Consider the following 14,067-nt stretch of genomic DNA (forward strand, 5'->3'; position numbering starts at 1 on the left):
ACCGGCAGAGAGGTGCAAGTCAGACGCACCCTGTTTCGCCGAAAAGGCAAGCAGTTCAGTAATATCCATAGGAATCCTCGGAAGGCTTTTTCTTTTATCCCGGTAGCTTCCGCCCGGCGGGGCCCCGGCGCGGTTCACTTGGCATTTCAGTGACCTGCGGGTAACGTGTCACCGTACAAGTGACAGACCGAGCGTGGCATTCTCACACTATGAGCAGCATAGCAGACAACATCGGGAGCGTAACCCGACGCATACAAAAAGCAACATTGCAGGCAGGCCGTGCGCCCGGGTCTGTGCATTTGCTCGCCGTCAGCAAAACCCGACCACCGGAAGACCTGCGGGAAGCCTTCGCTGCCGGGCAGCGGGCCTTTGGTGAGAACTACCTCCAGGAGGCGCTCGAGAAGATCGAGGCGCTTTCAGATCTCGAGGGCGTCGACTGGCATTTCATCGGGCCGATCCAGTCCAACAAGACGCGACAGATGGCCTCCGCCTTTGCCTGGGTGCACAGCGTCGACCGACTCAAGATTGCCCGTCGCCTGAGCGAACAGCGCGATCCTGCGCTGCCGCCATTGAATATCTGTCTTCAGGTCAATATTAATGAGGAAGAGAGCAAATCCGGCTGCACTCTGGATGAGCTGCCGGATCTGGTGGCCGAAATCGGCGAATTGCCGAACCTCAGCTTGCGAGGCCTGATGGCCATTCCGGATCCGGATCAGCCTGAAGCAGGATTGAGAGCCAGTTTCCGGAAACTTGCCAATACTCTGAAACAGCTGCGGTCAGACCATCCCCACGCCGGCCCGCTCGACACACTGTCGATAGGCATGTCCGGCGACCTGGAAGTCGCGATTGCGGAAGGCGCCACCTGGGTACGGGTCGGCACTGCCCTGTTCGGCAAACGCCCAGTAAAGAGCTGAACCGGCCGGTTCCTGCTATGATCAGGGCCGGACGTTTAACCGATCAACCGGGGAGTTAACCTTGAGCACATCACCAACCATTTCTTTTATTGGCGCCGGCAACATGGCCAGCGCCATCATTGGCGGTATGCTGGATAACGGCTATAAGGCCGGCAATATCTGGGTCAGCGCGCCGGATGACGCGCACCTGCAGACAATCCGCAAGCGCTTTGGCGTAAGCGTCACCACAGACAACCGGTACTGCGCCCAGCAGGCTGACATGGTAGTTCTGGCGGTGAAACCCCAGGTCATGGCCGATGTCTGTCGCGACATTGCACCAGTAGTCCAGAACACTCGCCCACTGATGGTATCCATCGCCGCCGGCCTGACAGCGGATACCCTCGATGGTTGGCTTGGTGGCGGCCTGCCGATGGTTCGGGTAATGCCCAACACACCGTCCCTGGTCGGCAAAGGGGCTGCAGGCCTGTTTGCCAACAAAGAAGTGAAAGACAAACAGAAGAAGATGGTGGAATCGGTGTTCGAAAGCATCGGGTCAGCGCTCTGGGTTGAGGACGAAAACCTGCTGCACGCGGTTACCGCCCTCTCCGGCAGCGGCCCCGCCTATTTCTTCCTGATGCTTGAGGCGCTTGAGGAAGCGGCCACCGAGGCTGGCATCGCCGCCGGAACCGCGAGGGAACTGGCTATCCAGACCATGGCGGGAGCCGCGGAAATGGCCGGTCGAAGCGAGCACGATCCCGGCCAGCTCAAGCGTAATGTGATGTCTCCTGGCGGAACCACCGAACAGGCCATCAACACGTTCGAGGAAGGTGGTATGCGCGATCTGGTAGCCAAAGCGTACAAGGCCGCCTTCAAGCGTTCGGAAGAAATGGCCAAAGAACTGGCAGGCAAACAGTAACCGATAACGGAGACACGGCTTCATGCTGGCAGATATTCTGATTACCATCCTGCTCATCGCATCCACCTTTTACCTGACCATTGTGCTGCTTCGGTTCCTGCTTCAACTGGCCAGGGCCGACTTCTACAATCCCATCACTCAATTCGTGGTCAAGGCCACCAATCCACCGCTACGCCCGCTACAGCGGGTTATTCCTGGCCTGGGCGGTTTCGATGGAGCTTCGCTGGTTCTTGCAGTCATCATTCAGGGCATCACCTTCTTCCTGATCCTGGTGGCGCTGAACGGCGGCATTCCGGCCATAAATCCGATTACGCTGCTGGTGTGGGCGGTACTGAACGTACTGGACCTGATCGTGAAGATCTATTTCTGGTCGGTAATTGCAGTGGTCGTCGTCAGTTGGATCGCGCCGGGCAGCGGCCATCCGGCCATCCAGCTGGTCGCCCAGATCACCGAGCCGGTCATGCGCCCGGTGCGCAATATCATGCCCTCCATGGGCGGCCTGGACCTGTCACCCATCATCGTTTTCCTGATTCTGAACGTGATCTCAGTGGTGATTGAACACATGAAAATGGCCGCAGGCCTCGGCTCCATCGGGCTCGGTATGTAAACGCCGTCTCAAATATACATTTTGTAACACTTAGCCACGAAATCCATCATTCCCGAGCTGCAAAGTCATGTAACTGATTTTGCAGCTTTTTTAGTGAATTTCCGGCAAGTTTGGCCACTTCTTCCACTCCGGCCCAGCCACAAACTTGGAAATAACAGGATAGTATTAACGGTAATTAATCCGTCACCCGTGAGCACCCCGTTCTGAGCGGGATACCAGGAAGTCGCGCAGAAGGAAAATCCGATGAACCAACAGGGAACTCTGTCGCAGCAGGTAGAGGCTTATCACAACTGGAAAAAAGAGCTGATCCGCCAGATCGGCAGGTACCGGCTGTGGCTGCAGGATAACAATCTGTTCTCCGACGATGTCAGCACCCGCATACGCCACGGGCTGGAGCTGCTGATTGAGGATGAACTGACCATTGCGTTTGTCGGCGAATACTCCCGCGGTAAAACCGAACTGATCAACGCCCTGTTCTTCTCCGAGTATGGCCAGCGCATGCTGCCGTCCCAGGCGGGGCGCACGACCATGTGCCCCACGGAGCTGTTCTTCGATCGCAGCGCCAATGAAAACTACCTGCTCCTGCTTCCCATCGAGACCCGAAACGGCGAACTGTCCCTGCAGCAGTTGCGCAAGCAGCCGGAACGCTGGGTCAAACATGAGCTGGATGAGCGCGACCCTGAGATCATGCGGGAGGTGCTTGCCGAGGTTGCCCGCGTCAAGAGTGTGCCACCTGAGGAGGCTCGCGCACTCGGCTTCGACGAAGGCATGCTCGAGAATGATCGCAACAACCCGGGCAATGTACTCGTACCTGCCTGGCGGAACGCACAGATCAGCATCCGCCACCCCCTGTTCGAGCGCGGCCTGCGGATCCTCGATACGCCGGGCCTGAATGCTCTTGGCTCCGAGCCGGAGCTGACGATCAGCATGCTGCCCCGCGCCCATGCGGTGATCTTTGTGCTGAGTGCCGACACCGGTGTGACTGCCAGCGACATGACCATCTGGAAAGAGCACATCGACACCCAGCACGCCGATCATCGCGCCGGCCGCTTTGCCGTGCTGAACAAGATCGACGTGCTCTGGGATGACCTCCAGGGCGAGCGCCACACTAACGAGGCGATTGAGCGGGTGCGCGGTTATACGGCCGACCACCTGGGCATGCGCCAGCACGATGTCATCCCGGTTTCTGCCAAGCAGGGGCTGGTCGCAAGGGTGAAGAAAGACAACGACCTGTTCGACCGTTCCAATATCAATCAGCTTGAGCAGCTGATTATCCAGCGCATCCTCATGCACAAGGAACAGCTGATCACCCAGAGTCTGATCAACGACCTGCTGGGCATGCTCCAGAACAGCCAGGCAGCAATGCAGTACCGCCTCGAATCCCTGGAGGAAGAGCTTCAGGCGTGCGCGGGCGTTACCATGGACAAGGCAGCGCTGGGCCGCCTCGCAGAACGCGCCCAGAAAGACTACGACTTTTACTACAAGAAGCTGATCACCCTGCGCTCCAGCCGTCGCCTCATGGACTCCCAGGGCGACCTGTTGAAGAAGCTGGTGAGCGAAGACCGCTTCGAAGCCCATGCGGAACATGTACGTACCAGTATGTCGAAGAGCTGGACCACTGCGGGGATGAACCGCGCCATGGATCAGTTTTTCGAACTGCTCGAAAGCGACTTGACCAACCTTCTGAGCGAAGGGCACCTGGCCGAAAAAATGGTGGGCGCGATTTACCGTCGCTATAACGAAGACAACCGGGCACGTCACCTTGAGCCCATCCCGCTGCGGGCCGGGCGCCATGTTATTGCCATCCGCGAGTTGCGCAAAAAAGCGAGACGCTTCCGCATCAGTCCGAAGAACCTGCTCACCGAGCAGTCGGTCCTGGTTCGCCGTTTTTTCAATGTCATGGTGGGCGAAGCCCGCACACTGCATGCCCGTGTACGCCAGGACGTTGAGCGCTGGCCATCGGAAGCCCTGCTACCGATCATGCAGTATTCCATGGAGCAGAAGCAGCTTCTGGAGCACCAGATCCGGCGCCTTCGCGATATGGTCCGCAACGACAAGGACAGCCGCACCGAGCGCCTGCGCCTGACCAACACCATTGCCGACCTGCGCAGGCAACTGGAACTGGCCGACGCGATGCAGCGCCAGATCCGCAAACCGGCCCCCACCCTGATCCAGCAAAAAGTGGTGAACATCTCCGGCGCTGTGTAGTGTCCCGCAAGCGCGACCATTCAGGCGGTTGCAGCCATCACGCCCCGGCTTTAAACTGCTGGGCTGGCGATGGCTTTGTCATTGCTTTTCCAGACACTTACGGATCGAACCAGGAACCATTCGCGCCGATGCCTGATACCCTGCCTGCGGATTCTGTCGGGATTGTCTCCCCGCAGACCTATCATTTCGACGCTCCCATCGATCTGGCCTGCGGCCAGTCCCTGGAAAACTATGACCTGGTGGTGGAAACCTACGGCACCCTGAATGCCGACGCCAGCAATGCCGTTCTTATCTGCCATGCCTTGAGTGGCCATCACCACGCGGCCGGCTACCACTCTGCCGAGGACCGCAAACCCGGCTGGTGGGACAGCTGTATCGGCCCCGGAAAACCCATCGATACCGATCGTTTTTTTGTTGTCAGCCTGAACAATCTGGGGGGCTGCCACGGCAGCACCGGCCCCAACAGCATCAATCCCGAAACCGGAAAGCCGTTTGGCCCGGAGTTTCCGGTTATCACCGTGGGCGACTGGGTCAAGAGTCAGGCGCTGCTGGCAGATCGGCTCGGCATTCAATGCTGGGCGGCCGTTGTTGGCGGTTCCCTCGGCGGCATGCAGGCCCTGCAGTGGAGCCTGGACTACCCCGATCGCCTGCGGCATGCGGTGGTGATTGCGTCCACTCCGCGATTGACCGCCCAGAATATTGCCTTCAATGAAGTGGCACGCCAGGCAATAACCTCTGATCGGGAGTTTCACGACGGGCGCTATTACGACTTTGATACGGTTCCCAGGCGTGGTCTTATGCTGGCGCGGATGGTTGGCCATATCACGTATCTGTCTGATGCCTCCATGGGCGAGAAATTTGGCCGCGAACTCCGTGACCAGGCTTACAAGTTTGGTTATGACGCGGAGTTCCAGGTCGAGAGCTACCTCCGCTATCAGGGCGAACGCTTTTCCGAATCGTTTGACGCCAACACCTACCTGTTGATGACCCGTGCCCTGGACTACTTTGATCCGGCCTACGAGTTTGGCGGCGACCTCTCGAAAGCACTGGCAGCGGCCAGTTGCGAATACCTGGTGTTGTCATTCAGCACCGACTGGCGCTTCACGCCGGCCCGCTCGGAAGAAATGGTCAATGCCATGATTGGCGCGCGCAGGAAGGTCAGCTACGCCGAGGTGGACGCACCCTGGGGGCACGACGCGTTTCTGATTCCGACCCCGCGGTACACTGACATCTTTAACGCCTATATGGACCGGGTAGCACGGGAGGTCGGCGCATGAGACCGGATCTCGAAATCATCCAGCAGTGGGTTCAGCCCGGCCACCATGTTCTGGACCTGGGCTGTGGCGACGGCACTCTTCTTGATTTCCTCCAGCGGGAACGGGGTGCCAGTGGCTTCGGCCTGGAGATAAACCCGGACCACATCACCGCCTGCATGGGCCGCGGAGTGGCGGTTATCGAACAGAACCTGGACACCCAGGGGCTGGGGAACTTTGAAGATGGCAGTTTCGATATTGTTCTGATGACCCAGGCGCTTCAGGCGGTCCGGCGTCCTGACAGGGTACTGGATGAAATGCTGCGGGTTGGCAGCGAAGGCATCGTGACCTTCCCCAACTTTGCTCATTGGCGATTGCGCTGGGGACTGACTTTGAGCGGTCGTATGCCCGAATCCGAGGCACTGCCGTATAAATGGTATAACACGCCCAACATAAGGTTGTGCACCTTCAAGGATTTTGAGGCACTGTGCCGTCAGAAAGGCATCAGGATCAAAAGCCGCCGGGTGGTTGATGGCCAGCACCAGAACAGTTGGCTGGCTCGTCTCTGGCCGAACTTGTTGGGCGAAATTGCCATTTACCGAATCACACGGGAGACCTAGCAATGATCGCAAAAACCTTTTCCACATTCCGTACGCTGCTGGCAATCACGCTGATTGGCCTGTTCAGCCTGCAGGCACAGGCCGGCTCGAAGGATTTCGGAGACTACAAGGTACTCTGGAGTGTCCTGCCCAGCACCTTCCTGGCTCCGGAAGTCGCCCAGGCCAATAATCTTCAGCGGAGCAAGGGCATAGGCATCGTCAATATCTCCATCATGGAGGAAAACGACGATGGCTCAATGTCCCCGGTGAGCGGCCAGGTCGAGGGCAAGGTAACCAACGATGTCCAGCAGGTACGCTTCCTGGCGTTCCGCCGCATCCAGGAGGGCGACTCCGTGTACTTTATTGCCAAGTATCAGTATTCCTCCGGCGAACTGATGACTTTCAATATTACCGCACGCCCTACCGGACACCAGCAGGACCTGGCGGTACGGTTTGCTCACACACTGTTCAGCGATTAAGCCTATATGACCAACCGACTTGTCATCGCCAGCAATAACAGGGGCAAAATCGCCGAGTTGACCGAGCTCCTGGCACCTCTTGGCATGACGCCGATTGCCCAGGGCGAACTGGGCGTCGGTGAAGCCGAGGAGCCGGCGGTCACCTTTGTAGAAAACGCGATTCTCAAGGCGCGCCACGCGGCCCGGGAAACCGGGCTGCCAGCACTCGCTGACGACAGTGGTCTGGCGGTGGACGCGCTTGAAGGCCGCCCGGGCGTGCGCTCTGCCCGCTTTGCCGGCGATGATGCAACCGATCAGGACAATGTGGACGCCCTGCTGGACGCCATGGCGGGCGTGCCGGACGGGCAACGGGGCGCCCAGTTTCACTGTGTGCTGGTATACCTGCGCCATGCCGAAGACCCGACCCCGATCATCTGCCATGGCCGCTGGCCGGGCTCGATCCTCAGATCCCCTCAGGGCGATGGCGGCTTCGGTTATGACCCGGTGTTCCTGGCACCAGAGCATGGCTGCAGTGCGGCGGAACTGTCCCGCGCCGAAAAGGGCAGCATCAGCCACCGCGGACGCGCCCTGAAGATTCTGCTGGATCAGCTGAAGGCCGAGGCCTGAAACAGTTGAGTAATACCAGCCCCGGGGACGATCAGCAGCCAGCGGCGGTTAGGCCGCCGTTGAGCCTCTATATTCACGTACCCTGGTGCGTGCGGAAGTGCCCCTACTGTGACTTCAACTCCCACGCTTTCACCGGGACAATCCCGGAATCCGCCTATCTGCAGGCTCTGCTCGAAGATCTCGACCAGGACCTGGCCTTTGCCACCGATCGACCAATAGAGACCGTGTTCATCGGAGGCGGCACTCCGTCCCTGATGAGCGGCGACTTCTACGATCGCCTGTTCAGGGAACTGCGGGCACGCCTTGCCTTCGCCACAAATCCCGAAATTACCCTGGAAGCCAACCCCGGCACGCTCGAAGCCGGCCGGTTCGACGCGTTCCGGGCAGCGGGCATCAACCGTCTGTCCATCGGGGTCCAGAGTTTCAATCCCGACCATCTCAAAACGCTGGGGCGCATTCACGATGCCGATGCCGCCCACCGGGCCATACGCGCCGCTCGCCGTGCCGGGTTCGATAACTTCAATATCGATCTGATGCACGGTCTGCCGGGCCAGACGCCCGGGCAGGCACTTGAGGACATCCAGACTGCCCTGGACTACAAACCACCGCATCTCTCCTGGTACCAGCTGACCCTCGAGCCCAATACCGAGTTTTACAGCCGTCCGCCAGAACTGCCCGACGACGATCATCTCTGGGACATCTATCGCCGGGGTTCCGATTACCTGCACCAACACGGCTACGAGGATTACGAAGTCTCGGCCTGGAGCCTCCAGGGAAGGGCCTCCCGTCACAATCTGAACTACTGGACGTTCGGGGACTACCTGGCCCTCGGGGCTGGGGCCCACGGCAAGATCAGCCTGGTGGACGGGGGTATCAGGCGATACTGGAAGACCCGGCAGCCGGACGCTTACCTGAACCGGATCGGCAGCCGAACGGCCGGTTCTGATGCGATTGCCGTGGACGATCTGCCGCTGGAATTCCTGATGAACGCCCTCAGACTGAAAGAAGGAGTGGATGAAAGCCTTTTTTCTGAACGAACGGGTTTACCCCTGACAACAGTTGGAGTAAAACTTGAACAACTGCGGAATGAAAAGCTGCTGGTAAGCGATCGACTCCAGGCAACCGACCTGGGCCAGAGATACCTTAACAGCCTGTTGGAGCGTTTTCTGTAATGGACCCTGCACACGGAGTGGCAGCATTTCCCAAAAGCCTGAAAGCCAGCCTGGTCGTGGCTGCCGTGCTGCTGTTCGCTCTGCTTATGGTCAACCAGCCTCTGCAGACGGCATCAGCACCCCAGGGTATCGTGAGCTATCAGCTGGCCGGGACTGCCGATCAGGCCCACGCCATTTTTCGCAGCTGGGGAAGCGAAGGGGTTGCCTGGGCGAAGGTTTCGCTGTGGCTGGACTTCCTGTTCATTCCTGCCTACATGCTGGCCCTGATTCATCTTACCCGGCACTTTACCCGTGATCGCCCCGGCATTCGCGAGCGGGTGGGTGCCCGTTGGGTACGGGCCCTGTTCGCAACTGCCGGCCTGAGCGACGGTGCAGAGAACATTCTGTTGCTGAACAATTTCAACCCGCCCACCGATGAGATGAGCCTGTCCGCAACCCTATGCGCACTCATCAAATTCACGGCGCTCACGCTCGGCATCGCCGGGCTGGTCATCATCCGGGCGTCACGGCGCCACCCGCTCGCGCATCACTGACCCCCGATCAACGCCTCTTAATTGGTGCGATAGAACAACAGGTCCCAGACACCGTGACCGAGGGTTTCGCCCCGCTTCTCAAACTTGGTAATTGGACGGTCGTCAGGGCGCGGTGAATAGCCACCGGTCTCCTGGGTGTTGGCAAAGCCCTCGGACTCGCTCATCACCTCGAGCATATGCTCGGCATAATTCTCCCAGTCGGTCGCCAGGTGCAGAATGCCGCCTACCCTCAACTTGTGACGAACCCGCTGGACAAACTCGTGCTGGATCAGCCGGCGCTTGTGATGCTTTTTCTTGTGCCAGGGATCGGGGAAGAACACCATCACGCGATCCAGGCACGCATCCGGAAGGCAGAGGTCAATCACATCGTTGGCATCAATACTGTAAATCCGGACGTTTTCCAGGCCACGGTCCTCGATCTCCTTGAGCAACGCGCCAACACCGGGCTGATGAACTTCAACCCCGATAAAATCCTGTTCGGGAGCGGCCTCAGCCATGTCGGCCAGGGACCGCCCCATACCAAAACCGATTTCCAGGTTCAGCATGTTGTCGCGGCCGAACACTTCCCTGGGATCAATCATTCCGTCCTCACGGGTCAGCCCGTACTTCGGCCAGCTCCGCTCGAACGCCTTTTTCTGGCCTTCCGTCATCCGGCCCTGGCGCAAAACAAAGCTGCGCACACCGCGACGGGTGGTGACCGGCGAATCGGCGGCCTCTTTGGGATCTTGCGGTTCTTTATGGTCTGTCATCTGCAATCCTTAACCGCAGGCAGCGGGTCATGGTTAACGGGATTTGCCAACAGTTTACCAGAGTGTTGTCGCTCAGGCGGAGACCACCGAGTTGCGGCCCTGCTGTCGGTCGAGCTGCCGGTAACCCAGAGCCTCAACCAGATGGCTCTGTCGTAGCTCCTCGCTGCCTTCAAGATCGGCAAGCGTTCGGGCAACTCGCAATATGCGGTGCAGTGCACGGGCCGAAAGCCCCAGCTTTTCCATGGCACCGGTGAGCAACTGCTCGCCCTGGCGATCCAGCCGGCACGCAGCCTGCAACGCACGCCCGGACAAGGCCGCATTCAGGCAACCCCGCTCTGATTGCCGGGCTCTGGCAATCAGGACACGCTCCCGGACGGTGGCGCTGGTTTCGCCATCCCCGCCCGACTGCATCAATACGTCGCCACCCTGCACAGGCACCTCCACATGCAGATCAAACCTGTCCAGAAGGGGGCCGGAAATTTTCGACCGGTAACGGGTAACCTGTTGCGGCGTACACTGACACTCGATGGTGGGATGACCACTGTAGCCACAGGGGCAGGGATTCATTGCAGCCACGACCTGAAATCGCGCCGGAAAATTCACCTGCCGTGCTGCCCGGCTGATCGAGATTTCGCCGGTTTCCATCGGCTCACGCAGGACCTCCAGCACCCGGCGTTCAAACTCTGGCAACTCGTCGAGAAACAGTACGCCCCGGTGAGCCAGTGAGATTTCTCCGGGCCTCGGGCTGCTGCCGCCGCCCACCAGGGCCACCGCTGAAGCGGTATGATGGGGCGCCCGGAAAGGCGGCTGGCGCCAGCCCCCGGCCCGAATCGGCAGCCCGGCCACCGAATGCACGCTGGCGACTTCCATGGCGGAGCCATCATCCAGCCCCGGAAGAATGCCGGGCAAACGACTGGCCAGCATACTCTTGCCGGTTCCCGGTGGGCCGAAGAACAGCAGATTGTGGCTGCCTGCCGCAGCCACTTCCAGTGCACGGCGGGGAACTCGCTGACCACGGACATCCGACAGGTCCGGCACTTCCCTGTTGCTGCCCGGCGCCTGTTCCAGCGAGGACCTGGGCACCGGCACCAGGCGGGCGCGGCCACTCAGGTGCTCGCACACGGCCAGCAGGTGGCCGGAAGCCAGAACGTCACCCTGGCTGGCCAGGGCCGCCTCCTCGGCATTGCCCTGGGGAACCAGCAGGTTTCGTTGCTCCTGCCGGGCGGCTAATACCGCCGGCAGCACGCCTTTAAGCGGCCTCAATGCACCATCAAGGGACAATTCGCCGAGAAATTCGCAGTCCGAAAGGCTCTCGGCCGGAATCTGGCCCGAGGCCGCCAGAATGCCCAGGGCAATAGGCAGATCAAAGCGACCACCCTCTTTGGGCAAGTCGGCAGGGGCAAGATTAATGGTGATTCTCCGGGCGGGGAACTCGAACCCGGCGTTCAGAAGGGCACTGCGAACACGCTCTTTGCTCTCCCTTACACCGGTTTCCGGCAGCCCCACAATCGAGAGCGCAGGCAAGCCGCCTGAGAGATGGACTTCAACGGTAACGGCGGGCGCCGACACGCCAATGGTGGCGCGGGAATGAACGATAGCAAGCATGACAACCTTCCATGGTAATGACCGGAACTGCTTGCCCGGCGTCCTGCCGGGCGTGTCCGTGGTTTACTGTTTTGGCAGGGAATTTTCCAGTTCGGCTACCCGCTTCTCGAGTGCGTCCACCTTTTCACGGGTCTTCAGCAGGACCGCCTGCTGGGCGTCGAACTCTTCCCTCGTTACCAACTCCAGGCGGGACAGGACGGACATCACGGTGGCCCGGGCCTGGGTTTCAAAATCTTCCCGTGCAGCGCGGGCCATGTCCGGTACAAACTGGCCAAACTGGCCCTGCAGCTGAGCAAAAATATCCTGTGGACCTTTCACACATCACCTCACACATTTCTGAAATATCCGGCTTCGACTAAAAGAGAGGGCCTGTTACCGGTTTGCAGGAGTGTATCACACCGCAGCCCCTGCCATACTGTAGGCGGTCGGCCCTATAATAGCGGTCGAACGGTCAGGCAGCCCGCTCCAATTTGGCTCACTGGCCGGCTACCCGCTTCATTTTGGTGCACAACTTTGCGCCATTCTGGTACGCGGATATCGTAGCCTGTTGTTTTAAATATATTTTTTTGCGTTGGCATACCCGATGCTAAAGCTCTCGTACGCAATCCGCACGATTGGTGTGCGAGGTGGCAGCATCCCGAGCTCAACAACCGGCCGACGGGCCCTCACTGTTGAGACGGCTTTACCAAGGAGAAAGCAATGAAACTTGTGACAGCGATCATCAAGCCTTTCAAATTGGACGATGTCCGTGAGGCATTATCCGAGATTGGCGTTCAAGGCGTAACCGTCACTGAAGTCAAAGGCTTCGGTCGGCAAAAAGGCCACACAGAACTCTATCGTGGCGCGGAATACGTGGTGGATTTCCTGCCCAAGGTGAAGGTGGAAGTTGCTATCGGCGACAACCTTCTGGACCAAGTTATCGAGTCCATCACCAAGGCGGCCAACACCGGCAAGATCGGTGACGGCAAGATCTTCGTGACTGAACTGGCTCAAGCCATCCGGATCCGGACTGGCGAAACCGGCGAAGAAGCGGTCTGAACCAGCTCTGATTTTTCGATCAGCCAACGCAAAAAAATTTATAACCTGAAAAGCCTCGTGCGGAGGGCTTCATATGGAAAGCAATCTTAATCACATTTTTGAACTCCAGTATGCGCTGGATACCTTTTACTTCCTGATTTGCGGTGCCCTGGTCATGTGGATGGCCGCTGGCTTTGCCATGCTGGAAGCCGGCCTGGTGCGTGCCAAGAACACCACTGAAATCCTGACCAAGAACGTGGCCCTGTTTGCGGTCGCCTGTACCATGTACCTGATTGTCGGCTACGACATCATGTACGACGGCGGTATCTTCCTGAGCGGTGTAACAACCGTTGCCGAGATGGACGACGCAGCGATCGCGGGCGTTATTGCAGCCTCCACTGAAGCCGGCTTCGGCGACATGGGCGAATACAGTGGCGCTTCTGACTTCTTCTTCCAGGTTGTTTTCGTTGCAACCGCCATGTCCATCGTTTCCGGCGCCGTGGCTGAGCGCATGAAGCTCTGGGCCTTCCTGGCTTTCGCCATCGTTATGTGTGGCTTCATCTACCCGATGCAGGGTTCCTGGACCTGGAACGGCGACGCGGTATTCGGCATGTACGAGCTGAGCTACAGCGACTACGCCGGTTCCGGTATCGTTCACATGGCAGGCGCAGCAGCGGCCCTGGCAGGCGTTCTTCTCCTCGGTGCCCGTAAAGGCAAGTACGGCGCCAAAGGCGAAATCCGTGCCTTCCCGGGCGCCAACCTGCCCCTGGCAACGCTTGGTACCTTCATCCTCTGGATGGGCTGGTTCGGCTTTAACGGCGGCTCCACCCTGAAGCTGGGTGGCATCGGTGTCGCCAACGAAGTTGCCAACGTGTTCCTGAACACCAACGCAGCTGCAGCCGGTGGCCTGATTGCCGCCCTGATCGTGGCACGCCTGATGTTCGGCAAAGCGGACCTGACCATGGCCCTGAACGGTGCCCTGGCTGGCCTGGTTGCCATCACTGCAGAGCCGGCGGATCCTTCTCCCCTGCTGGCCACCATCATCGGCGCCATTGGCGGCACCCTGGTTGTCTTCTCCATCGTAACCATGGACAAGCTGCGCATTGACGACCCGGTCGGTGCCATCTCTGTCCACGGCGTGGTGGGTATCTGGGGTATCTTCGCGGTTCTCCTGTCCGACGCAGACGCTACCTTCATGGGTCAGCTGGTCGGCATGCTCACCATCTTCATCTGGGTGTTCGTCACCAGCCTGATCGTCTGGGGCATCCTGAAAGCCGTCATGGGCATCAGGGTTTCCGAGGAAGACGAGTACGAAGGTGTGGATCTGTCCGAGTGCGGCATGGAAGCCTATCCGGAGTTTGTCAGCGGCAAGCAGTAATCGTTGACACGAGCAACGAAAAAGGGCGCCATCTGGCGCCCTTTTTTTGTCT

At 59.3% G+C, this 14,067-nt stretch carries 16 protein-coding genes; 12 read left to right on the plus strand and 4 right to left on the minus strand.

Features of this window, described 5'->3' with window-relative positions; translation table 11 throughout:
• A partial coding sequence (locus tag B2W52_RS12535; protein ID WP_286803417.1) for a hypothetical protein occupies window positions 1–69 on the minus strand: 69 nt, incomplete at its 3' end.
• Between the two features lie 140 nt (window positions 70–209).
• On the opposite strand from B2W52_RS12535, the gene B2W52_RS12540 reads away from it, so the two are divergent.
• The 10 genes from B2W52_RS12540 to B2W52_RS12585 all read left to right on the plus strand — a co-directional run bounded on the left by B2W52_RS12540 (window position 210) and on the right by B2W52_RS12585 (window position 9,266).
• Entirely contained in the window at window positions 210–914 is a 705-nt protein-coding gene (locus B2W52_RS12540; protein ID WP_273018334.1) for a YggS family pyridoxal phosphate-dependent enzyme, read from the plus strand.
• Between the two features lie 61 nt (window positions 915–975).
• On the plus strand, window positions 976–1,809 hold the full coding sequence (gene proC, locus B2W52_RS12545; RefSeq protein ID WP_014575886.1) for a pyrroline-5-carboxylate reductase: 834 nt from the start codon (window positions 976–978) through the stop codon (window positions 1,807–1,809).
• 22 nt (window positions 1,810–1,831) lie between these two features.
• A complete protein-coding gene (locus tag B2W52_RS12550) occupies window positions 1,832–2,416 on the plus strand; it encodes a YggT family protein (RefSeq protein WP_008174183.1) in 585 nt (194 codons plus the stop codon).
• 243 nt (window positions 2,417–2,659) lie between these two features.
• Complete coding sequence (locus B2W52_RS12555; RefSeq protein ID WP_008174181.1) at window positions 2,660–4,624, plus strand: dynamin family protein; 1,965 nt, start codon at window positions 2,660–2,662, stop codon at window positions 4,622–4,624.
• A gap of 128 nt (window positions 4,625–4,752) precedes the next feature.
• On the plus strand, window positions 4,753–5,901 hold the full coding sequence (gene metX, locus B2W52_RS12560) for a homoserine O-succinyltransferase MetX (protein ID WP_008174179.1): 1,149 nt from the start codon (window positions 4,753–4,755) through the stop codon (window positions 5,899–5,901).
• Window positions 5,898–6,497, plus strand: coding sequence for a methionine biosynthesis protein MetW (gene metW, locus B2W52_RS12565; RefSeq protein WP_008174176.1), 600 nt, complete (start codon window positions 5,898–5,900; stop codon window positions 6,495–6,497). Before metX ends, metW begins: the two co-directional genes overlap by 4 nt.
• Window positions 6,498–6,499: 2 nt before the next feature.
• A complete protein-coding gene (locus B2W52_RS12570) occupies window positions 6,500–6,955 on the plus strand; it encodes a DUF4426 domain-containing protein (protein ID WP_273018333.1) in 456 nt (151 codons plus the stop codon).
• A gap of 6 nt (window positions 6,956–6,961) precedes the next feature.
• On the plus strand, window positions 6,962–7,561 hold the full coding sequence (gene rdgB / locus B2W52_RS12575) for an RdgB/HAM1 family non-canonical purine NTP pyrophosphatase (protein ID WP_008174172.1): 600 nt from the start codon (window positions 6,962–6,964) through the stop codon (window positions 7,559–7,561).
• 59 nt (window positions 7,562–7,620) lie between these two features.
• Window positions 7,621–8,733, plus strand: a complete 1,113-nt coding sequence (gene hemW, locus B2W52_RS12580) for a radical SAM family heme chaperone HemW (RefSeq protein WP_286803354.1) — start codon at window positions 7,621–7,623, stop codon at window positions 8,731–8,733.
• Window positions 8,733–9,266 carry a hypothetical protein gene (locus B2W52_RS12585; protein WP_008174168.1) on the plus strand — a complete coding sequence of 178 codons (534 nt, stop codon included), beginning with the start codon at window positions 8,733–8,735 and terminating at the stop codon, window positions 9,264–9,266. The genes hemW and B2W52_RS12585 overlap by 1 nt, the downstream gene beginning before the upstream one ends.
• A 17-nt stretch (window positions 9,267–9,283) precedes the next feature.
• On the opposite strand, the gene trmB is transcribed toward B2W52_RS12585, so the two are convergent.
• The 3 genes from trmB to B2W52_RS12600 form a co-directional block, all read right to left on the minus strand.
• Complete coding sequence (gene trmB / locus B2W52_RS12590) at window positions 9,284–10,015, minus strand: tRNA (guanosine(46)-N7)-methyltransferase TrmB (RefSeq protein ID WP_008174166.1); 732 nt, start codon at window positions 10,013–10,015, stop codon at window positions 9,284–9,286.
• Window positions 10,016–10,087: 72 nt separating this feature from the next.
• Window positions 10,088–11,620: a YifB family Mg chelatase-like AAA ATPase gene (locus tag B2W52_RS12595; protein ID WP_273018330.1), complete on the minus strand. Its 1,533-nt coding sequence runs from the start codon at window positions 11,618–11,620 to the stop codon at window positions 10,088–10,090.
• Between the two features lie 63 nt (window positions 11,621–11,683).
• Complete coding sequence (locus tag B2W52_RS12600; protein WP_008173270.1) at window positions 11,684–11,938, minus strand: accessory factor UbiK family protein; 255 nt, start codon at window positions 11,936–11,938, stop codon at window positions 11,684–11,686.
• A gap of 381 nt (window positions 11,939–12,319) precedes the next feature.
• Here B2W52_RS12600 and glnK point away from each other — a divergent pair, with 381 nt between their 5' ends.
• The gene (gene glnK / locus B2W52_RS12605) at window positions 12,320–12,658 is read left to right on the plus strand and encodes a P-II family nitrogen regulator (protein ID WP_008173268.1); all 339 of its coding nucleotides are present in this window, start codon (window positions 12,320–12,322) and stop codon (window positions 12,656–12,658) included.
• Window positions 12,659–12,731: 73 nt separating this feature from the next.
• A complete protein-coding gene (locus B2W52_RS12610) occupies window positions 12,732–14,015 on the plus strand; it encodes an ammonium transporter (protein ID WP_008173267.1) in 1,284 nt (427 codons plus the stop codon).
• Window positions 14,016–14,067: the final 52 nt, after the last annotated feature.

This window comes from Marinobacter sp. UBA2498, assembly GCF_002341575.1.
GTDB classification, from domain to species: domain Bacteria; phylum Pseudomonadota; class Gammaproteobacteria; order Pseudomonadales; family Oleiphilaceae; genus Marinobacter; species Marinobacter manganoxydans.